This is a genomic window from Bosea sp. ANAM02, assembly GCF_011764485.1.
Classification (GTDB): Bacteria; Pseudomonadota; Alphaproteobacteria; order Rhizobiales; family Beijerinckiaceae; genus Allobosea.
Window position 1 is genome coordinate 3,874,334 of record NZ_AP022848.1, and the last position, 19,914, is coordinate 3,894,247.

The window sequence follows — 19,914 nt, forward strand, 5'->3', positions numbered from 1 at the left end:
CCCACGAACAGGCGTCACGGCAAGAATATTCGATCGGGCTCACCCGGTCGTGGGTTCCGGGTTCGGCCCTGCGGGCCGCCCCGGAATGACAGCGGCTCTCACTCAGCCGCCTTGGCGGGGGCCGGCTTTTCCCATTTCAGCACCGGCGAACGGGCGGCGCGGGTCTCGTCGAGGCGGCGGATCGGGGCGTGGTGCGGGGCGCTGGTGAAGCGCTCCTTGTCATTGCCCTTGGCCGCAATGGCGAGGTCGCGCAGCGTCGCGATGAAGAGATCGAGCGCCGCCTTCGATTCCGACTCGGTCGGCTCGATCAGCATGGCGCCATGGACGACGAGCGGGAAATAGACCGTCATCGGGTGGTAGCCCTCGTCGATCATCGCCTTGGCGAAATCGAGCGTCGAGACCCCCGAGCCCTTCAGCCATTCGTCGTCGAACAGCACCTCGTGCATCGACGGGTGGTCCGGGAAGGGCAGCGACATCAGGTCGGCGAGCCCGGCGCGGATGTAGTTCGCGTTCAGCACCGCGTCCTCGGAGGCCTGGCGCATGCCGTCCGAGCCGTGGCTCAGCATGTAGGCCAAAGCGCGGACATACATGCCCATCTGGCCGTGGAAGGCGGTCATGCGGCCGAAGGGCTGATTGCCCGCCGGGGACTCGCCGCGCGACTCCACCAGATGCGGCCTGTCGTTCTCGACATGGATGAAGGGCACCGGCGCGAAGGGGGCCAGACGCTCGGAGAGCACGACCGGGCCGGCACCGGGACCGCCGCCGCCATGGGGCGTCGAGAAGGTCTTGTGCAGGTTGATATGCATCGCGTCGACGCCGAGATCGCCCGGACGCGCCTTGCCGACGATGGCGTTGAAGTTGGCGCCGTCGCAGTAGAAATAGGCGCCGGCCTCATGCATCGCTGCGGCGATCTCGACGATCTCAGGCTCGAAGATGCCGCAGGTGTTGGGATTGGTCAGCATGATCGCGGCGATATCCGGCCCGAGCAGGGCCTTGACGTCCTCGACCGCGACGGTGCCGTCCGGACGGGCCGGAACCGCCTTCACCGAGAAGCCGATCAGGGCCGCCGTCGCCGGATTGGTGCCGTGGGCCGATTCGGGAACGAGCACGACATTGCGGGTCGCACCCTCGCCCTTGGCGGCGATCGCGGCCTTGATCGCCATCATGCCGCAAGCCTCGCCATGAGCGCCGGCCTTCGGAGAGAGGGCCACGGCCGGCATGCCGGTCAGCGTCATCAGGTAGCGGGCGAGCTCCAGCATCAGGTCGAGCGCGCCGGGCACGGTCGATGTCGGCTGCAGCGGATGCACGTCGGAGAAGCCCGGAAGTCGCGCCATCTTCTCGTTGAGGCGGGCATTGTGCTTCATCGTGCAGGATCCGAGCGGGAAGAGCCCGGTATCGATGCCGTAGTTCTTCTGGCTGAGGCGCACATAGTGGCGCATCGTCTCGGGCTCGGAGAGGCCGGGCAGGCCGATCTCGCCCTGGCGGGCATGCTTGCCCAGCCGCGACTTGAACGGCGCCGGCTTGTCGATGTCGACGCCGGTCGCCTCATGATGGCCGATCTCGAAAATCAGCGGCTCGACCTGCTGCAGCGCCTTGTTGCCGGTGAAGGTGGCGTGCTCGGCATGAGCGGCCTCGCCGGCCTGGGTGGGACGTCCCTGACGGTTCAGCATCACAGCACCTCCACGAGCGCCGCCACGAGGGCCGCCCGGTCTTCATCGGTATTCACCTCGGTCGAGGCGATGATCAGCAGGTCGTCGAGCCCGGCCCTGGGGAGGAGCCGCGAGACGGGCACGCCGGCCAGGATGCCCTTGGCGGCGAGCACTTCGACGACCTCGGCCGCCGGCTTCTTCAGCTTCACGGTGAACTCGTTGAAGAAACTGTCGTTGAGCACGGTCACGCCCTCGACGCCGGCGAGCGCGTCTGCGAGCCTCACGGCATTGGCGTGGTTCACCTCTGCAAGACGGGCGAGGCCGGCCTGGCCGAGCAGCGTCATGTGGATGGTGAAGGCCAGCACGCAGAGGCCGGAATTGGTGCAGATGTTCGAGGTCGCCTTGTCGCGGCGGATATGCTGCTCGCGGGTCGAGAGCGTCAGCACGAAGCCGCGCTGGCCGGTGGAATCGACCGTCTCGCCGCAGAGCCGGCCCGGCATCTGGCGGATATATTTCGACTTGGCGGCGAAAAGGCCGACATAGGGGCCGCCGAAGTTCAGGGCGTTGCCGATCGACTGGCCCTCGCCGACGACGATATCGGCATCCTGCGCACCGGGAGGCACGACGGCGCCGAGCGAGACGACCTCGGTGAAGACCGCGATCAGCAGCGCGCCGTGGGCATGGGCCTTCTCCGCGATCGGCTTGAGGTCGCGCAGATTGCCGAACACGTCCGGGGACTGGACGACGACGCAGGAGGTGCTGTCGTCGATCTGGGAAAGGATGTCCTCTTGGGCCGAGACGTCGGGCTTCAGGACCACGACCTCGTCATTGGCCATCTCGGAGAGGGTCTCGACGACCGCGGTGTAGTGCGGATGCAGGCCGCCGGAGAGCACCGCCTTGCGGCGCCTGGTGACGCGATGCGCCATCAGCACGGCTTCGCCAGTGCCGGTCGAACCGTCATACATCGAGGCGTTGGCGACCTCCATGCCGGTCAGCGCGGCGACCTGGGTCTGGAACTCGAAGAGATATTGCAGCGTGCCCTGCGCGATCTCGGGCTGGTAAGGCGTGTAGCTGGTCAGGAATTCCGAGCGCTGGATCAGGTGATCGACCGTCGCCGGGACATGGTGCTTGTAGGCGCCGGCGCCGACGAAGAAGGGCACGGCGGACGCAGCGGTGTTCTTGCCCGCCATCTTGCCGAGGATGCGCTCGACCTCGAGCTCGCCCTTGGCGCGGGGCAGGTCGACCGGGGCCTTCAGCAGCTTGTCGGCCGGCACGTCGCTGAACAGCGCGTCGACATCGGAGACGCCGATCCGCGCGAGCATGTCCTCGCGGTCGGTATCGGTGAGCGGGAGATAGCGCATGGGGTGGTTCCGTTTCGGGGTGTCATCCCGTGCGCGCTGCGGCATGGAATGCCGCTGCGCAGACACGGGATCGTGCGACGGGAAGGCGCCTTGTCCTGAGGGCGGTCCCGCATCTGCGCAGCAGCACTTCGTGCCGCAGCGCGTGCGGGAAGACGGCGATCAGAGCGACTTCACGTAGTCCTGGTACTCGGCCTCGTTCATCAGGGCGTCGAGCTCGCCGGCGTCCTTGATTCTGATCTTCAGGAACCAGCCCTTGCCGGCCGGGTCCTCGTTGACGGTGCCGGGGGCGGCCTCGAGCTCGCCGTTGACCTCGACGACCTCGCCGGAGACCGGGGCGTAGACCTCGGACGCGGCCTTCACGCTCTCGACCACCGCGGCTTCGCCGCCCTTGGCCAGCGCCTTGCCCACGGTCGGAAGCTCGACGAAGACGACGTCGCCGAGCTGCGACTGGGCGTAATCGGAGATGCCGACGGTGCCGACGTCACCCTCGATGCGGATATATTCGTGGTCCTTGCTGTAGCGGGTCTCGGCCATGGTTTCCTCCTGGCGTCGGTTGTCTGGGAAAGGGTTCAGCGCTTGTAGCCGTTCGGCACGAAGGGCATCGTCGCCACGACGGCCGGCAGCGGCTTTCCGCGCACGATCAGGTTGAGCTGCGTGCCCGGCGCGGAATGGGCCTTGGCGACATAGCCCATGGCGCAGGGGCCGTTGAGCGTCGGGCCGAATCCGCCCGAGGTCACGACACCGATCACCTCGCCCTCGGGCGTCGCGATCTCGGTGCCCTCGCGGGCCGGAGCGCGGCCCTCGGGCTTCAGGCCGACGCGGATGCGCGAGACACCCTCGGCCAGCTCGCGCTGGACGCGCGCCGCACCGGGGAAGCCCCCCTCCTCGCGGCGGCGCTTCTGGATCGACCAGTTCAGCGCGGCCTCGACCGGCGAGGTCGTGGTGTCGATGTCGTGGCCGTAGAGGCACAGGCCGGCTTCGAGACGCAGCGAATCACGGGCGCCGAGACCGATCGGCTTGACGCTGCCGTCGAGCAGCAGCGTGTCCCAGATCTCGCCGATCCTGTCGGCTGCGGCAGAGATCTCGTAGCCGTCCTCGCCGGTATAGCCGGAGCGGCTGACATTGGCCTTGATACCGGCGACCTTCATGGTGCGCGAGGACATGAAGCCCATTTCGGCGGCTTCCGGAGCGATCTTCGCGAGTGCCGCCTCGGCGCCCGGGCCCTGCAGCGCGATCAGGCCGCGATGCTCGGCCTTGATGAGCTTCACATTGGCCGGCAGGCGCGCCTCGATATGGGCGTAGTCGGCATCCTTGCAGGCGGCGTTGACGACGACATAAAGCGCACCGTCCTCGTCGGGATCGATCGAGCGCGTCACCATCAGGTCGTCGAGGATGCCGCCCTCCTCGTTGAGGAGCTGCGAGTAGCGCTGCTTGCCGGGGGCGAGATTGACGATATCGGCGGGGATCAGCGCTTCGAGCGCCTTCGCCGTGGTCTCGTGATCGGGGCCGATCAGGAAGCACTGGCCCATATGCGAGACGTCGAAGAGCCCGGCCTTCTCCCGCGTCCAGTTATGCTCGGTCAGGATGCCGGCGGGATACTGCACCGGCATGTCGTAGCCGGCGAAGGGCACCATGCGGGCGCCGAGCGCGACATGGCGCGCATGCAGCGGGGTCTTCAGCGGCGCGGCCGCGCCGGCGGTATCGTTATCGGCCTCGGCAGCCATGGCATGCCCCTCCCAGAGTCAAGCGCAAGCCCCGGACGATAGTGTCCGGAACGCGCCCCCTCTGTCTCGGCACCTGAGAGATTTCCCCGCCCGACCCATGAGATCGGACGAGTTACACCCGTCGGTGGGCGGGCATCGCTGCCCGCCGCTTTCCAGAGCGCCAAATCCCCAGCGGCCCTTTTGCCTGAGCGTTTCCGGGGCGGTTGCGCCTTCGGCGCCGGGCCCGAAGCCCGGTCTCTCCCGCGGGGATATGCGGCTTCGGCACAGATACAAGACGCGCCGGGCGAGTCAATCGGCGCGCCGTCGTCTTTCACGGCAAAGCTGTTTTATCAGCGGCGCCTGCGCGCCGGCGCGGCAGCCCCGCCGCCGAGCCCCACGAAGATTTCGATATCGCCCTGGCCGGCCGGCACCAGAATGCCATCCTCGACATGGGTGAAATCGGCGCCGCTCTGGCCCGACGGAATCGCCGCGCCGACACGCGCGCTGCGCTTGCCGATGACCTTGTTGGCACGGGTGACGGTGGTGGTCAGGGTCGCGCCGTAATTGCCCGGCGTGCCGGCCGGGCCGAGCAGCACCCTGCCCTCGACGCCGACCTTGAGGGTGAAGGCACCGCCGCCCGTCGTCGTGCACTGGCGCGCGACGTCGGTGATCGAGATCTGGTAGCGCAGGCCGCTCGAATCCTGCCCCGACTGCGCACGGATCGCGGCGCCGCCATCGGAGACGATGACCTCCGGGCAGACCAGAGGCCCATCCTCGTCGTCCTTCGGCAACTGGTCTGCCGGCGGGGGCGTGGTGGACTGGAACATGATGACGTTGAGCGCGGTGTTGCCCGCCGACGAGGACGAGCCCGAGCCGCAGCCGGCAAGGCCGAGGCACAGCAGCGGCAAGGCGAGCCAGCGGCCCTGACGAAGAGTGTGATCGATCACGGCAGCGCCTCCACGCCCTGGCCGAAGCCGTTGAGGGAGACAGGCACGCCTACCCCCTCTTCCGGCGTCTGGAATACGATGAAGGTCGCGCTCTTGCCGCCCTTGAGCTGGCCCAGCAGGGTGTCGTCCATGACGACCTCCGCCACGCAACCGGTGGTCAGGCAGCGCACGAAGCCGGCGCGGCCGATATCCTTGTCGTCGATCTTGAGGCCGAGGCCCGAGGGCAGCAGCACGCCGAGCGGGGCGACGACACGCAGCAGCCGGCTCTTCTGGTCCGCCGTCTTGAGCACGATGACGAGGAGCGTCAGATTCGGCCGGTCCTCGGCCGCGACGTTCTGGACGAGCGCGCATTGCTCGGCCTTGGCGCCCGGCGGCACCTCGCAGCGCATCTGCCAGTCGCCATGTGTGGAGCGCACCGCGCCCTGCGCGAAAGCGGAGCCGGCGGCGAGGCTTGTCCCCATGAGCGCCAGCGCCAGCGCGCCCAACGCTCCGATGATCCTCATCATCCCTGCCATCCCTTCGAAACCCGACTTTTTGAAACCGCAGCAGAAGCGCAGAATTCAGGCAAAACGCCGACCGCGCCAGAGAATCCCGCCGCCTCTCAACATAAAACGCGTTCGGACCATGCAGGGTGGGTCCTGTCAAGGCGGCATGGCGGCCGGGCGCGCACGTCAAGGCCTCGTGCGATTATGCCGCATGGTCGATGGGGGCAGTCTTCATTGCCCCACTGGCGCAAGCGTGATCTTTGATTTATCGCAATCCCGAAGAACGAGGCGACTTCGCGGTCGCCCCTTCGTGCATGGAGCCGCAACAGGGACCAAAGTCGGTCGGCTCCCATGCAGGTCGATTGAGGAGCATGTGGGATCGATGCGATTTCTGAGCAGGACCTTTGCAACAGCGGCCGCCACGGCCCTTGCCGTCGCCGCGCTGGCGACCGTCCCGGCGCTCGCCGGCACCGGCATGCCCTCCCCCTGGCAGATGAACCTGCAGGGCGCGGTCACCCCCGTCGCCGAATTCATCCACTGGTTCCATGACTGGCTGAACATCATCATCGCCATCGTCACGCTCTTCGTGCTGGCGCTGCTGATCTACGTCGTCTTCCGCTTCAACGAGAAGGCGAACCCGGTTCCCTCCAAGACCACGCACAACGCTCTCCTCGAAGTTTGCTGGACCGTGATCCCGGTCCTGATCCTCGTCGTGATCGCGATTCCGTCCTTCCGTCTGCTCAAGCTGCAGCTCGAGGTGCCGCAGGCCGACATGACCGTGAAGGTCACCGGCAACCAGTGGCGCTGGACCTACGAGTATCCGAAGGAGAACGGCGGCTTCACCTTCGATTCGCTGATGCTGAACGAGGAAGATCGCGCCAAGGCGATCGCCAGCAACAAGATCGCCGCGGCCGAGGCGCCCCGCCTGCTCGCCGTCGACAACGAGGCGGTCATCCCGGTCGGCAAGATCGTGCGCGTCCAGGTCACGGCCTCCGACGTCATCCACAAGTTCACGGTCCCGTCCTTCGGCATCAAGATCGACGCCATCCCCGGCCGCCTGAACGAAACCTGGTTCAAGGCGGAGCGCGAGGGCATCTATTACGGCCAGTGCTCGTTCATCTGCGGCCAGGACCACGCCTATATGCCGATCGCCGTCCGCGTCGTCAGCCAGGAGCGCTATGCCGCCTGGCTCGCGGAAGCGAAGCAGAAATTCGCCAATGCCGAAGACGCGGGCAGCAAGTTCGCTGCCGCGTCCAAGTAAGTCGCCGAGGAGAAGAACGATGGCAACAGCGGCTCACGCTCACGGCCATGACGAGGCCCATCACGACCATCCGACCGGATGGCGCCGGTGGCTCCTGTCGACCAACCACAAGGACATCGGCACGCTCTACCTGATCTTCTCGATCATGGCGGGGCTCGTCGGCGGCTTCCTCTCGATCATGATGCGCATCGAGCTGCAGCAGCCCGGCCTGCAGATCTTCGCCAACGGCCAGAGCTACAACGTCTTCGTCACCGGCCACGGCCTGATCATGATCTTCTTCATGGTCATGCCCGCCGTCATCGGCGGCTTCGGCAACTGGTTCGTGCCGCTGATGATCGGCGCGCCGGACATGGCCTTCCCGCGCATGAACAACATCTCGTTCTGGCTGACGGTCGCCGCCTTCGTCCTGATGATCATCTCGATGTTCGTCGAGGGCGCGCCGGGCGCGAAGGGCGTCGGCACGGGCTGGACGGTCTATCCGCCGTTCTCGACGGCCGGCCACCCCGGCCCCTCGGTCGATTTCGGCATTCTGTCGCTGCACCTGGCCGGTGCCGCCTCGATCCTGGGCGCGATCAACTTCATCACCACGATCCTGAACATGCGCGCGCCGGGCATGACGATGCACCGCATGCCGCTCTTCGCCTGGGGCGTGCTGGTCACCGCCTTCCTGCTGCTCCTGTCGCTGCCGGTCCTGGCGGGCGCCATCACCATGTTGCTGACGGATCGCAATTTCGGCACGACCTTCTATGACCCGGCCGGCGGCGGCGACCCGATCCTGTACCAGCATCTGTTCTGGTTCTTCGGCCACCCCGAAGTCTACATCATGATCCTGCCGGCCTTCGGCATCGTCAGCCACATCATCTCGACCTTCTCGAAGAAGCCGATCTTCGGCTATCTCGGAATGGCCTACGCCATGGTCGCGATCGGCGTCGTCGGCTTCATCGTGTGGGCGCACCACATGTACACCGCCGGCCTCTCGCTCAACACGCAGCGCTATTTCGTGTTCGCGACGATGGTCATCGCGGTGCCCACCGGCATCAAGATCTTCTCCTGGATCGCGACGATGTGGGGCGGCTCGATCCGTTTCACCGCGCCGATGGTCTGGGCGATCGGATTCATCTTCCTGTTCACCGTCGGCGGCGTCACCGGCGTCGTGCTGGCCAATGCCGGCGTCGACCGCTCGCTGCATGCGACCTATTACGTCGTGGCCCATTTCCACTACGTGCTGTCGCTCGGCGCCGTGTTCGGCATCTTCGCGGGCTTCTACTACTGGTTCCCGAAGATGAGCGGCTACGTGATCCCGGACTGGATCGGCCGCCTGCACTTCTGGGTCGCCTTCGTCGGCGCGAACCTGCTGTTCTTCCCGCAGCATTTCCTCGGGCTGGCCGGCATGCCGCGTCACTATGTCGACTATCCCGATGCCTTCGCGGGCTGGCATTTCTGGTCGTCGATCGGCTCCTACATCTTCGCCTTCGGCCTGCTGATCTTCTTCTACGGCCTCGTGGTGGCCTTCACGAAGAAGCAGCTTGCCGGCGACAATCCATGGGGCGAAGGCGCGACGACGCTGGAATGGACCCTGTCCTCGCCGCCGCCGTTCCACCAGTTCGAGACGCTGCCGCGCATCACCGGCTCGGACCACTGAGACTTCGATCATCGCGCGTCGATGGACGCGCGATGATCTCGCCGATTGCTGGAGCACCTGATACGTCCGAAGAGTGGGTTCCACCTTTCGGTTCGATGCTCGAGGCGGCGGGCCTTGAATGGTCCGCCGCCGCCCTTCCCCCGAGCGCCCCGAAGGGCGTTCCGGAGACGGGCGGCCACCCGCCGCGAAGACCTCGCGCCCATGGGCGCCGTTCACAAGAGTACGAAGACGAATAGACCGATGTCCGCTGCGTTCGACACCCGCACCGAGAGCCTGACAGCCTCCACCGGCGAAGCGCGCGATTTCTTCGCGCTGCTGAAGCCGCGCGTGATGTCGCTGGTCATCGTCACGGCGCTGACCGGCATGGCGACCGCGCCGGGCTCGGTGCATCCCGTCCTCGGCCTCGCCGCGCTGCTGGCGATCGCGGTCGGGGCCGGCGCGTCGGGCTGCCTCAACATGTGGTACGACGCCGATATCGACGCGCTGATGAGCCGCACCGCCAAGCGGCCGATCCCGTCTGGCCGTATTCTGCCTTCGGAAGCTCTGGCCTTCGGGTTGACGCTGTCGATCGGCTCCGTGCTGGTGCTCGGGCTCGTCGCCAACGCGCTCGCCGCGGCGATGCTGGCCTTCACCATCTTCTTCTACGCCGTCGTCTATTCGATGTGGCTGAAGCGCTGGACGCCGCAGAACATCGTGATCGGCGGCGCCGCCGGCGCCTTCCCGCCGATGATCGGCGAAGCCGTCGTGACGGGCGATTTCGGCTGGCACTCCATCGTGCTGTGCGCGATCATCTTCCTGTGGACGCCGCCGCATTTCTGGGCTCTGGCGCTGGTAAAGTCCGGCGACTACGCCCGCGCCGGCATTCCGATGATGCCGAATGTCGCCGGCCCGGCCGCGACGCGCCGGCAGATCGTGCTCTATTCGCTGATCATGGCGCCGGTCGCCGTCCTGCCGGCGCTGATGGGCTTCGGCGGCCTGCTCTATCTCACCGTGTCGGTCTCGACCGGCCTCGTCATGATCGCGCTGTCGATCCAGGTCTGGCTGCGGACCGAGGGGCCGGCCGCGACCAAGGCCTGCTGGTCGCTGTTCGGCTTCTCGATCCTCTATCTCTTCCTGCTGTTCGCCGTGCTGATCGTCGAAAACGGCTTCGGGCTGATGTGGGCCCTGCCGAAGGTGCTGGGATGAGCGAGCCCCGCCCGCAGCAGCCCGCCCCCGCCCCGTTCTCGCCCGAGGACATGGCGCGCCGCCGCCGCCGCTCGATCGCGCTGGCGCTGGTGCTCGGCGGGCTCGTGATCTTCTTCTTCGTGGTGACGCTGGTAAAGACCGGCCCCGCGATCCTGAACCGGCCTCTGTGATGACGACGCCCGTTCCTCAGCCGCGCAGGGGCAATCCGGCACGAACCGCGCTGCTCTGCACCGGCATCGCCTTCGGCATGCTCGGCGCATCCTTCGCGGCGGTGCCGCTCTACGACCTGTTCTGCAAGGTCACGGGCTTCGGCGGCACGCCGATGACCGGCACGGCCGGCGCCGGCAAGATCCTCGACCGCACGATGGCGGTGCGCTTCGACGCCAATGTCGCGCCAGGGCTCGGCTGGAAATTCGAGGCGGAAAGCCCGGAGATCAAGGTCAGGGTCGGCGAGACCCAGACCGTGTTCTACAAGATGACGAATCGCTCGGACCGCACGGTGACGGGCATCGCGACCTACAATGTCGCTCCGGACAAGGCCGCGGCCTATTTCGTCAAGATCCAGTGCTTCTGTTTCACCGAGCATACGCTGAAGCCCGGCGAGAGCTTCGAGGCCCCGGTGGTGTTCTATATCGACCCGGAGATCGCGGGGAATCGCGAGCTCGACGGCGTCCACGCCATCACGCTGTCCTATACCTATTTCGCCTCCAAGTCGGGCCAGCCCGTCGCGGAAGGCAAGACCGGCACCGTCAAGGGTGACGCGAGCAATTCTAAACTGTAGAACCACGCTAGAGCAGAAGCGCGGACAAAAAGCCGTACGCGGAGACTGAATACGATGGCCGGGGCCCATACGAAGCACCACGATTACCACCTCGTCGATCCGAGCCCGTGGCCGCTCGTCGGCGCCGCCAGCGCGACGATCATGGCGATCGGCGCAGTGATGTGGATGAAGGCGCTGCCGGTCGGCGGCATGCATCTCGGCCCGCTGGTGTTCGGCGCCGGCCTGCTCGGCGTTCTCTACACGATGCTCTCCTGGTGGATGGACGTGGTGCGCGAGGCCGAGCGCGAAGGCCACCACACCCGCGTCGTCCAGATCCATCACCGCTATGGCATGATCATGTTCATCGCCTCCGAGGTGATGTTCTTCGTCGCCTGGTTCTGGGCCTATTTCGATGCCAGCCTCTTCGCCGGCGAGCACATCAACTACCTGCGCTACGACTTCACCGGCGGGCACTGGCCGCCGAAGGGCATCGAGACCTTCGATCCCTGGCACCTGCCGCTGCTCAACACGCTGATCCTGCTGACCTCGGGCACGACCGTGACCTGGGCGCATTATGCGCTGATCAACAACGATCGCGCCGGCCTGAAGCAGGCGCTGTGGCTGACCGTCATCCTCGGCATCCTGTTCACGGTCTGCCAAGCTTACGAGTATTCGCACGCCACTTTCGGCTTCAAGGGCCACATCTACGGCGCCACCTTCTTCATGGCGACGGGCTTCCACGGCGCGCATGTCATCATCGGCACGATCTTCCTGGCGGTCTGCCTGTACCGGGCCTATCTCGGCCACTTCAAGCCGGACCAGCATCTCGGCTTCGAATTCGCCGCCTGGTACTGGCACTTCGTCGACGTGGTCTGGCTGTTCCTGTTCGCCGCGATCTATGTCTGGGGCGCGGGCGCACCGGCCGCCGGACACTGACGCCGCCGCTCAACCGCGCTTTCGCGGTCAACGTCCGGAAGGCGGCCGCGAGGCCGCCTTTCCTGTTTCGACCTTTTGATTTTGCATCGACTTCCCCGAAAGCAGCGTTCCGCTTTTCGGCCGATGCCAAGGGAGGCTGCGATGGCCGCTCCTGAACCCACACTCCCCTCCCCCTATTCGACGGGGCTGGCAGGTCGCTGCCCGCGCTGCGGTGAGGGCGCGCTGTTCGACGGATTCCTCAAGCTCAAGCCGCGCTGCAATGCCTGCGGGCTCGACTACAAATTCGCCGATTCGGCGGATGGCCCGGCCGTGTTCATCATGCTGATCGCCGGCTTCATCGTGCTCGGCGCGGCGCTCTATGTGGAGATCGCCTATGAGCCGCCGATCTGGCTGCATCTGATGATCTGGCTGCCCTTGGCTATCCTGATCTGCCTCGGCCTGCTCAGGCCGATGAAGGGACTCGCCGTCGCCTTGCAATATGCCCACAAGGCCGAGGAAGGCAGGCGCGAATCGTGACCGCCGTGTCGCCCTCCACCCCGCGCAAGCCCGGCCTGCTGCTGCCGACGCTGCTGACCGTCGCCGGCGTGCTGGTGCTGTGCACGCTCGGCACCTGGCAGCTCCAGCGCATGGGCGAGAAGCACGCCTATATCGAGCGCCTGCAGCGGGAAGCCGCGGGAAAGCCGGCCGCGATGCCGCCGAGCGCCGACTGGGCGAAACTCGATGCCGCTGCACTCGACCTGACCCATGTCGTCGCCAAGGGCAGCTATGTCGACGACCGCATCGCCGGGGTGCGCACCACCATCGCCGCCGGCCCGCCCGGCAGCCGGCAATTGTCCGGCTTCGGGCGCTGGATCTTCCAGGCGTTCAAGCTGGAGGATGGCGGGATCATCCTGGTCAATCGCGGCTTCGTCCCGGAAAGCCGTCTCGGCCAGATCGGCCCGGCCAGCGGCCCCGACACGATAGCCGGCTTCCTGCGGGCCCCGGAAAGCCGCAACAGCTTCACCCCGCAGGACTTGCCGGCGATCCGCGAATTCTACACGCGCGACCCGGCCGCGATCGCAGCCTCGCTCGGCCAGCCGGCGGCACCCTTCTATCTGGAGGCCGCCCGCGAGGGCGACGGCATGACGCCGCCCGCCGGCGTCGATGTGCGCGAGCTGATCGCACGGATCCCGGACAACCACCTGCAATATGCGCTGACCTGGTTCGGGCTGGCGCTGACCCTGCTCGGCTTGTTCGCGGCCTGGGTCTGGCAGACCCGGAAGACGAGCGCCTAAATCCCGGCAAGCCCTCATCCTGAGGAGCGCTTCGCAGAAGCGCGTCTCGAAGGATGCTCCAGATGATTCCGGAACCTACCGGAGCATCCTTCGAGACGCCGCTGCGCGGCTCCTCAGGATGAGGGCTCGATAGTCAAACCGTTTTGCCCAAAGCGCCGGACCGGCCTATAGCATCAGGCTGAGATCACCGAGGCCAAGATCGTGCTGCATGTTTCCACCCGGGGTGAAGCCCCGGCGCTCAGCTTTTCCGACGCGCTCCTGACCGGGCTTGCCCGCGACGGCGGACTTTACCTACCGCAGAGCTGGCCCAAACTCACCACCACGGAGATCGCGGGCTTCGCCGGGAAGCCCTATAAGGCCGTCGCCGAGCGCGTGCTCGGCGCGCTCACCGATGGCGATATCGAGAGCGGCGCGCTGTCCGGCATGATCGGCGAGGCCTATGCCGGCTTCCGCCACCCGGCCGTCTGCCCGCTGACGCAGATCGGCGACAATCTCTTCGTGCTGGAGCTGTTCCACGGCCCGACGCTCGCCTTCAAGGACGTGGCGATGCAACTGCTCGGCCGGCTGATGGATCATGTGCTCGGGCAGCGCGGCCAGCGCGCCACCATCGTCGGCGCGACCTCGGGCGACACGGGCGGCGCGGCCATCGACGCCTTCAAGGGCCTGAAGAGCGTCGACGTATTCATCCTCTACCCGCAAGGCCGCGTCTCCGACGTGCAGCGCCGGCAGATGACCACGGTCGATGCCGACAACGTCCATGCCATCGCGGTCGAAGGCACCTTCGACGATTGCCAGAACCTCGTGAAGGCGATGTTCAACCATCACGCCTTCCGCGACGAGATCGGGCTCTCGGGCGTCAACTCGATCAACTGGGCCCGCATCGCGGCGCAGGTGGTCTATTACTTCACGGCGGCCGTCTCGCTGGGCGGGCCGGGGCGGAAGGTCTCCTTCACGGTGCCGACCGGCAATTTCGGCGACATCCTCGCCGGCTGGGTCGCCAAGCAGATGGGTCTGCCGGTCGAGCGGCTGGGCATCGCGACCAACAGCAACGACATCCTGGCGCGCACGCTCGAAACCGGCGCCTATGAGATGCGCGGCGTCCAGGCGACGACCTCGCCCTCGATGGACATCCAGATCTCCTCGAATTTCGAGCGCCTGCTGTTCGAGGCGCATGGCCGCGACGGCGCCACTGTCCGCCGGCTGATGCAGTCGCTGCAGCAATCCGGCCGCTTCGAGATCGCCGGCGCAGCGCTCCAGCGCATCCGCGGCGAGTTCGACGCGGCTTCGCAGAGCGAGGACGAGATCGCCAGCGAGATCCGCAAGAGCTGGACCGAGGCCGGCTACCTGCTCGATCCGCATACCGCGATCGGCGTCGGCGCGGCCCGGCAGGCACTGAAGCGCGACCCTGCGACGCCGATGATCGTGCTCGGCACGGCCCATCCCGCCAAGTTTCCGGCAGCGGTGAAGGCTGCCAGCGGCGTCGAGCCGGTGCTTCCGGCCCATCTCGCCGATCTGATGGAGCGCAACGAGCGCGTGACGCTGCTGCCGAACGATCTCGGCAAAGTCGAGGCCTTCGTACGCGAGCATGCGCGGGCCGTGCGCGGAGCGGCGGCGTGAGCGCGACCGCTCCGATCGAGGAAGCCGGGCTGGCCGCGCCGGCACGGCCGGACGGGCCTCACGACCCCGATGTCGCCCTGACCACCCTGCCCTCCGGGCTGCGCGTCGTCTCGCAGCGCATGGACCATGCCGCGACCGTCTCGCTCGGTATCTGGATCGGGGCCGGTTCGCGCGACGAGCTTCCGAACGAGCACGGGCTCGCCCATCTGCTCGAGCATATGGCGTTCAAAGGTACGGCGCGCCGCAGCGCGCTTGAGATCGCCGAGGAGATCGAGAGCGTCGGCGGCGACCTGAACGCCGCGACCTCCGTCGAATACACCTGCTACACCGCCCGCGTGCTCGGATCGGATCTCGGCCTCGCCGTCGACATCCTCGCCGACATCATCACCTCGCCCTCCCTGACCGAGGAAGAATTGAAGCGCGAGAAGGGCGTGATCCTGCAGGAGATTTCGGCCGTGCAGGATACGCCCGATGACCTCGTCTATGACCGCTTCCTGCAGGCCGCCTTTCCCGACCAGCCGATCGGCCGGCCGATCCTCGGCACCGCCAAGACGGTGAAGGGCTTCACGCCCGACGCGATCCGCGCCTATCTCGCCCGCAACTACCATGCCGGCAACATGGTGCTCGCCGCCTCCGGCGCTGTCGACCATGACGAGCTGGTGGCGCTTGCCAGGGAGCATCTCTCAAAGCTGCCCGCGACCCCGGCCCAGCCGCTTGCACGCGAGGCGGGCGAGTATCGCGGCGGCGAAGCCCGCATCGGCAGCGACGAGGAGCAGGTTCATCTCGTGCTCGGCCTGCCCGGCCTGCCCTTCAAGGGCGGCCAGCACTACGCCCTGCAGATCTTCGCGTCGGTCCTCGGCGGCGGCTTGTCGTCGCGCCTGTTCCAGGAGGTGCGCGAGCAGCGCGGCCTCGCCTATGCGATCGACGCCTTCCACTGGCCCTTCTCCGATTGCGGCGTCTTCGGCATCGGGGCCGGCACGGCGCCCGAGGATGCCGGCGAACTGATCGAGGTCGCGCTCGGCTGCCTGCGCCAGGCGGCGGAGGATGTCAGCGAAGCGGAAGTCGCCCGCGCCCGCGCCCAGATGAAGGTCGGCCTGCTGGCCTCGCTCGAAAGCCCCGGCGGCAAGCTGGAGCAGATGGCGCGGCAGGTGCTGCTCTTCGGCCGGGCGATCCCGCGCGAGGAGCTGGCCGCACGGCTCGATGCGGTGGCGCTCGAAGACGTGCGCGCCGCCGGCCGCTCCCTGCTCGGGCACCAGCCGACGATCGCGGCCGTCGGCCCGACCCATGGCCTGCCGCCGGCCAAGCGCCTGCGTCACGCGGCCCGGGCGGCGGACTGACCGGCGATGGCTCTCTTCCGTTTCCCGAGCGAGCCGCCGAGCCGCCCGCTGATCCGGACGCCGAACCTCTATCTGCGCGCGCCCCAGGCCGGAGACCATGCGGCCTGGGCCGTGCTGCGCATGGAAAGCCGCGAGTTCCTGACGCCCTGGGAACCGACCTGGAACGAGGACGACCTGACCCGCGCCTCCTTCCGCCTGCGCGCCAAGCGGGCGGCACGCGAGATTTCGACCGACGAGGCCTATTCCCTCTTCATCTTCGAAGCGGGCACGGAAGCCCTGCTCGGCGGGCTGACGCTCGGCCTGATCCGGCGCGGCGTCGCGCAGGCCTGCACGCTCGGCTACTGGATGGGCCGGCGCCATGCCGGCAAGGGCCATATGACGGAGGCCGTACGCGGCGCCGTGCGCTTCGCCTTCTCCGACCTGGCGCTGCACCGCGTCGAGGCCGCCTGCCTGCCCAATAACGAACCGTCGCGGCGCCTGCTCGAGCGTGTCGGCTTCCAGCGTGAAGGGCTGGCGCGGGCCTATCTCAAGATCAACGGCAACTGGGCCGACCACCTGCTCTATGCCGCGCTCTCGACCGATGCCTTGCCCGGAAACCGGCCGTGACTGCGGCGGTTGACCACAGCCACGCTTCGCCTTGCCCTTGCCATGAGCGGCCGATAGGGCTTTTCGTTAAAGTTCGAATGATCGCTTCCCGCCTGATAGCCGAGCACAGCTTGTCCATTTCCGAGCGCATCTTCCGGGTCGGCCTCGCCCTGGCCGGGCTTGTCCTGTGGTTCTGCGCTGCGGCCCTGCCGGCGCTCGCCGTCGAGGCGGTGCGTGTCCCGGTCGACGCTCCGGTGATCGACCTGACCAATGTCGTCGAGCGCAACAAATCCGACGGCGACGTGATCCAGATCTCGACCGCGCCGGGGCCGGACGGTATCGTCCGGCGCATCGCGGTCAAGGCGCGCGAATCCGGCGCGCGCCCGGACTGGATCGTGTTCGCGCTCACCAATGATTCCGACGAGCAGATCGACCGCCTGCTGGTCGCTCCCTTTCACCGCCTGATCGGCTCGGGCGTGATCTGGCCCGATCTCGGCGACAAGCGGATCGAGGCGGTGACGGCAAGCCAGGGCCTCTCGCCCGACCGCGAGCCCAGCCCCGATGCCGACGTCTTCCTGATCACGCTCGACCCCGGCACGACCGTCACCTTCGTCGCCGAACTCAAGTCGCCGAACCTGCCGCAGCTCTATCTCTACGAGGCCGAGGCCTACCGGCAGAAGACCAATGGCCTGACCCTCTACAAGGGCATCATCATCGGGATCGCCGGCCTGCTCGCGCTGTTCCTGACCATCATCTTCGTGGTCAAGGGCGCGGTGATCTTTCCGGCCGCAGCGGCGCTGGCCTGGGCGGTCCTGGCCTATGCCGGCCTCGATTTCGGCTTCTTCCAGCGCCTGTTCCCGCTGACGCCTGCGATCGAGCGCATCTATCGCGCCGGTGCCGAGGTCGTGCTGGCGGCGACGCTGCTGGTCTTCCTCTTCGCCTATCTCAACCTGTCGCGCTGGCATGTACGCTATGGCCATGTCACGCTGCTCTGGATCCTCGGCCTCGCCGGGCTGATCGGACTGGCCGTCTTCGATGCGCCGATGGCGTCCGGCATCGCGCGCATCTCGATCGCGGCGGTGGCGGCGATCGGCTTCATCCTCGTCGTGCATCTGGCGACGCATGGCTACGAGCGGGCGGTGATGCTGATCCCGACCTGGTTCCTGCTCGCGGTCTGGGTGACCGCGGCGAGCTTCACCGTGACCGGGCAGTTCCAGCGCGATCTGGTCGCGCCTGCCCTGCTGGGCGGCCTCGTCCTGATCGTGCTGCTGATCGGCTTCACCGTGATCCAGCACGCCTTCGCCGGCGGCGCGATCTCGCAGGGGCTGGTCTCCGATACCGAGCGCCGGGCGCTCGCGCTGTCCGGTGCGGGCGATCTCGTCTTCGACTGGGACGTCTCTTCCGACAAGGTCTTCGTCTCCCCGCAGATCGAGACGCTGCTCGGCCTGCCCAAGGGCGCGCTCGAAGGTTCGGCCGCGCGCTGGCTGGAGCATATGCATGTCGCCGACCGCGACCGCTATCGCGTCACGCTGGACGCCGTGCTGGAGCAGCGTCGCGGCAAGCTCAACCTGGACCTGCGCCTGCGCTCCGCGAACGGCGCCTATCACTGGATCAACGTGAAGGCGCGGCCGGTGATCGGCTCGGACGGCGAGGTCATCCGCGTCATCGGCACGCTGGCCGACGTCACCGAGCAGCGCACCGCGCAGGAGCGCCTGCTGCACGACGCCGTTCACGACAACCTGACCGGCCTGCCCAACCGCAAACTGTTCCAGGATCGCTTGGGCGCGATTTTCGGCTTCACCCGCGCCGACGATACTATCCGCCCGACCGTGCTCGTCATCGATGTCGACCGGTTCAAGCAGGTCAACGAATCCGTCGGTTTCTCAGCCGGCGATTCGATCCTGCTGACGCTGGCGCGCCGTCTCGGCCGGCTGCTCCGGGCCCAGGACACGCTCGCCCGCATCGGCGGCGACACCTTCGCGATGATCCTCGTATCCGAGCGCGATCCCGAGCGCATCCTGGCGCTGGCCGAGCTGGTGCGCCGCGCCGTGTCGACGCCGATCACCTATGCCGAGCGCGAGATCGTGCTGACGCCCTCGATCGGGCTTGCCCTGTTCGATCCGGCACCGGCCTCGCGCAAGGAAGACGCGCTGAAGAATGCCGAGCTTGCCATGGCCCATGCCAAGCGCCAGGGCGGCAACAAGATCGAGGTCTTCGTGCCGGCGATGCGCACCGACCGCAACGACCGGCTGGCGCTGGAAAGCGACCTGCGCCGGGCGATCGAGCGCGGCGAGATCCAGGTCATGTACCAGCCGATCGTCCGGCTGGAGGACCGCACCATCGCGGGTTTCGAGGCCCTGGTGCGCTGGGACCATCCGCGCGAAGGCCGCCTGATGCCGCAGGATTTCCTCGCCATCGCCGAGGAGACCGGGCTGATCGTCGATCTCGGCGTCTATGTCATGGACAAGACGGCGCGCGAGCTGGAAGCCTGGCAGGCGGCGCTGGAGGTCGACCCGCCGATCTTCGCCAGCGTCAACGTCTCCAGCCGGCAATTGCTGCGCCACGACCTGCTGCACGACGTGAAGACCGTGCTCGGGCGCCGGCGGGTGCTGCCGGGCACGCTCAAGCTCGAGATCACCGAGAGCCTTGTCATGGAGAACCCGGAATATGCGGCGCAGATGCTGCAGCGCATCCGCGATCTCGGCGCCGGCCTCTCGCTCGACGATTTCGGCACGGGCTATTCCTCGCTGTCCTATCTGCAGCGCTTCCCCTTCGACACGATCAAGATCGACCAGAGCTTCGTGCGCCAGATGGGCAATGGCCGCCCGCCGGTGATCCTGCGCTCGATCGTGCAGCTCGCCGCCGATCTCCACATGGATGTCGTCGCCGAGGGCGCCGAGAGCGAGTCGGACGCGATCGAGCTCTACCAGCTCGGCTGCCAGTATGCGCAGGGCTATATCTTCGGCCAGCCGATGACGGCGGCGGAAGCGCGGCGCCTGATGGGCGCGGCGGCTGCGGCGGCGACCGAGGCGGCTTGAGGCTCCGTCAGCAGCTCCGCTGGGCTTCCAATTCCACCGTTGCCATTCCGGGGCGCGTCGCAGGCGCGAATCCAAAACCCACGACGGGGTGAGACATTTGATGCGCGGTCGCTGGCGGCTCGCCCCGTCGTGGG

18 protein-coding genes and 1 riboswitch are annotated in these 19,914 nt (G+C 67.3%); of the genes, 12 read left to right on the forward strand and 6 right to left on the reverse strand.

Translation table 11 applies throughout. From position 1 onward, the window contains the following. Positions 1-98 precede the first annotated feature (98 nt). The 6 genes from gcvPB to OCUBac02_RS18565 form a co-directional block, all read right to left on the reverse strand. Positions 99-1,670, reverse strand: a complete 1,572-nt coding sequence (gene gcvPB, locus OCUBac02_RS18540) for an aminomethyl-transferring glycine dehydrogenase subunit GcvPB (RefSeq protein ID WP_173047717.1) — start codon at positions 1,668-1,670, stop codon at positions 99-101. Beyond that, positions 1,670-3,010, reverse strand: coding sequence for an aminomethyl-transferring glycine dehydrogenase subunit GcvPA (gene gcvPA / locus OCUBac02_RS18545; RefSeq protein WP_173047719.1), 1,341 nt, complete (start codon positions 3,008-3,010; stop codon positions 1,670-1,672). Before gcvPA ends, gcvPB begins: the two co-directional genes overlap by 1 nt. Positions 3,011-3,169: 159 nt before the next feature. Next, the gene (gene gcvH / locus OCUBac02_RS18550) at positions 3,170-3,544 is read right to left on the reverse strand and encodes a glycine cleavage system protein GcvH (protein WP_173047721.1); all 375 of its coding nucleotides are present in this window, start codon (positions 3,542-3,544) and stop codon (positions 3,170-3,172) included. Between the two features lie 35 nt (positions 3,545-3,579). After that, a complete protein-coding gene (gcvT, locus tag OCUBac02_RS18555) occupies positions 3,580-4,734 on the reverse strand; it encodes a glycine cleavage system aminomethyltransferase GcvT (protein WP_173047723.1) in 1,155 nt (384 codons plus the stop codon). 162 nt (positions 4,735-4,896) lie between these two features. Beyond that, a riboswitch (glycine riboswitch) is annotated at positions 4,897-4,987 on the reverse strand. Positions 4,988-5,063: 76 nt separating this feature from the next. Continuing rightward, positions 5,064-5,660, reverse strand: coding sequence for a hypothetical protein (locus OCUBac02_RS18560; RefSeq protein WP_052231943.1), 597 nt, complete (start codon positions 5,658-5,660; stop codon positions 5,064-5,066). Then, a complete protein-coding gene (locus OCUBac02_RS18565; RefSeq protein ID WP_173049694.1) occupies positions 5,657-6,163 on the reverse strand; it encodes an invasion associated locus B family protein in 507 nt (168 codons plus the stop codon). The genes OCUBac02_RS18560 and OCUBac02_RS18565 overlap by 4 nt, the downstream gene beginning before the upstream one ends. A gap of 364 nt (positions 6,164-6,527) precedes the next feature. Here OCUBac02_RS18565 and coxB point away from each other — a divergent pair, with 364 nt between their 5' ends. The 12 genes from coxB to OCUBac02_RS18625 all read left to right on the forward strand — a co-directional run bounded on the left by coxB (position 6,528) and on the right by OCUBac02_RS18625 (position 19,780). Continuing rightward, on the forward strand, positions 6,528-7,406 hold the full coding sequence (gene coxB, locus OCUBac02_RS18570; protein WP_047574139.1) for a cytochrome c oxidase subunit II: 879 nt from the start codon (positions 6,528-6,530) through the stop codon (positions 7,404-7,406). 19 nt (positions 7,407-7,425) lie between these two features. After that, complete coding sequence (gene ctaD, locus OCUBac02_RS18575) at positions 7,426-9,048, forward strand: cytochrome c oxidase subunit I (protein WP_047574140.1); 1,623 nt, start codon at positions 7,426-7,428, stop codon at positions 9,046-9,048. A gap of 201 nt (positions 9,049-9,249) precedes the next feature. Then, positions 9,250-10,233: a heme o synthase gene (locus OCUBac02_RS18580; protein WP_465247730.1), complete on the forward strand. Its 984-nt coding sequence runs from the start codon at positions 9,250-9,252 to the stop codon at positions 10,231-10,233. After that, entirely contained in the window at positions 10,230-10,403 is a 174-nt protein-coding gene (locus tag OCUBac02_RS18585; protein WP_047578269.1) for a hypothetical protein, read from the forward strand. The genes OCUBac02_RS18580 and OCUBac02_RS18585 overlap by 4 nt, the downstream gene beginning before the upstream one ends. Next, complete coding sequence (locus OCUBac02_RS18590) at positions 10,403-11,014, forward strand: cytochrome c oxidase assembly protein (protein WP_047578264.1); 612 nt, start codon at positions 10,403-10,405, stop codon at positions 11,012-11,014. The genes OCUBac02_RS18585 and OCUBac02_RS18590 overlap by 1 nt, the downstream gene beginning before the upstream one ends. 54 nt (positions 11,015-11,068) lie before the next feature. Continuing rightward, positions 11,069-11,929 (forward strand): cytochrome c oxidase subunit 3, encoded by an 861-nt coding sequence (locus OCUBac02_RS18595; protein ID WP_047578265.1) that lies wholly within the window; start codon positions 11,069-11,071, stop codon positions 11,927-11,929. 141 nt (positions 11,930-12,070) lie between these two features. Then, entirely contained in the window at positions 12,071-12,445 is a 375-nt protein-coding gene (locus OCUBac02_RS18600; protein WP_047578267.1) for a DUF983 domain-containing protein, read from the forward strand. Then, positions 12,442-13,203, forward strand: coding sequence for an SURF1 family protein (locus OCUBac02_RS18605; RefSeq protein ID WP_173047725.1), 762 nt, complete (start codon positions 12,442-12,444; stop codon positions 13,201-13,203). The genes OCUBac02_RS18600 and OCUBac02_RS18605 overlap by 4 nt, the downstream gene beginning before the upstream one ends. 201 nt (positions 13,204-13,404) lie before the next feature. Further along, positions 13,405-14,820, forward strand: a complete 1,416-nt coding sequence (thrC, locus tag OCUBac02_RS18610; RefSeq protein WP_173047727.1) for a threonine synthase — start codon at positions 13,405-13,407, stop codon at positions 14,818-14,820. Positions 14,821-14,849: 29 nt separating this feature from the next. After that, complete coding sequence (locus OCUBac02_RS18615) at positions 14,850-16,157, forward strand: M16 family metallopeptidase (protein ID WP_244639225.1); 1,308 nt, start codon at positions 14,850-14,852, stop codon at positions 16,155-16,157. Between the two features lie 6 nt (positions 16,158-16,163). Further along, positions 16,164-16,763, forward strand: a complete 600-nt coding sequence (locus tag OCUBac02_RS18620; RefSeq protein WP_047580373.1) for a GNAT family N-acetyltransferase — start codon at positions 16,164-16,166, stop codon at positions 16,761-16,763. Positions 16,764-16,840: 77 nt separating this feature from the next. Continuing rightward, on the forward strand, positions 16,841-19,780 hold the full coding sequence (locus tag OCUBac02_RS18625) for an EAL domain-containing protein (RefSeq protein ID WP_173047729.1): 2,940 nt from the start codon (positions 16,841-16,843) through the stop codon (positions 19,778-19,780). Positions 19,781-19,914 lie beyond the last annotated feature (134 nt).

What these genes read in the sequence shown, in the direction of transcription:
- OCUBac02_RS18580 (WP_465247730.1), top strand. Translation starts at nt 9,250, where the DNA reads ATGGGCGCCGTTCACAAGAGTACGAAGACGAATAGACCGATGTCCGCT.
- OCUBac02_RS18600 (WP_047578267.1), top strand. Translation starts at nt 12,071, where the DNA reads ATGGCCGCTCCTGAACCCACACTCCCCTCCCCCTATTCGACGGGGCTG.
- coxB (WP_047574139.1), top strand. Translation starts at nt 6,528, where the DNA reads ATGCGATTTCTGAGCAGGACCTTTGCAACAGCGGCCGCCACGGCCCTT.
- OCUBac02_RS18585 (WP_047578269.1), top strand. Translation starts at nt 10,230, where the DNA reads ATGAGCGAGCCCCGCCCGCAGCAGCCCGCCCCCGCCCCGTTCTCGCCC.
- gcvT (WP_173047723.1), bottom strand. Translation starts at nt 4,734, where the DNA reads ATGGCTGCCGAGGCCGATAACGATACCGCCGGCGCGGCCGCGCCGCTG.
- gcvH (WP_173047721.1), bottom strand. Translation starts at nt 3,544, where the DNA reads ATGGCCGAGACCCGCTACAGCAAGGACCACGAATATATCCGCATCGAG.
- OCUBac02_RS18625 (WP_173047729.1), top strand. Translation starts at nt 16,841, where the DNA reads ATGATCGCTTCCCGCCTGATAGCCGAGCACAGCTTGTCCATTTCCGAG.
- OCUBac02_RS18620 (WP_047580373.1), top strand. Translation starts at nt 16,164, where the DNA reads ATGGCTCTCTTCCGTTTCCCGAGCGAGCCGCCGAGCCGCCCGCTGATC.
- OCUBac02_RS18565 (WP_173049694.1), bottom strand. Translation starts at nt 6,163, where the DNA reads ATGAGGATCATCGGAGCGTTGGGCGCGCTGGCGCTGGCGCTCATGGGG.
- OCUBac02_RS18590 (WP_047578264.1), top strand. Translation starts at nt 10,403, where the DNA reads ATGACGACGCCCGTTCCTCAGCCGCGCAGGGGCAATCCGGCACGAACC.
- gcvPA (WP_173047719.1), bottom strand. Translation starts at nt 3,010, where the DNA reads ATGCGCTATCTCCCGCTCACCGATACCGACCGCGAGGACATGCTCGCG.
- ctaD (WP_047574140.1), top strand. Translation starts at nt 7,426, where the DNA reads ATGGCAACAGCGGCTCACGCTCACGGCCATGACGAGGCCCATCACGAC.
- gcvPB (WP_173047717.1), bottom strand. Translation starts at nt 1,670, where the DNA reads ATGCTGAACCGTCAGGGACGTCCCACCCAGGCCGGCGAGGCCGCTCAT.
- OCUBac02_RS18595 (WP_047578265.1), top strand. Translation starts at nt 11,069, where the DNA reads ATGGCCGGGGCCCATACGAAGCACCACGATTACCACCTCGTCGATCCG.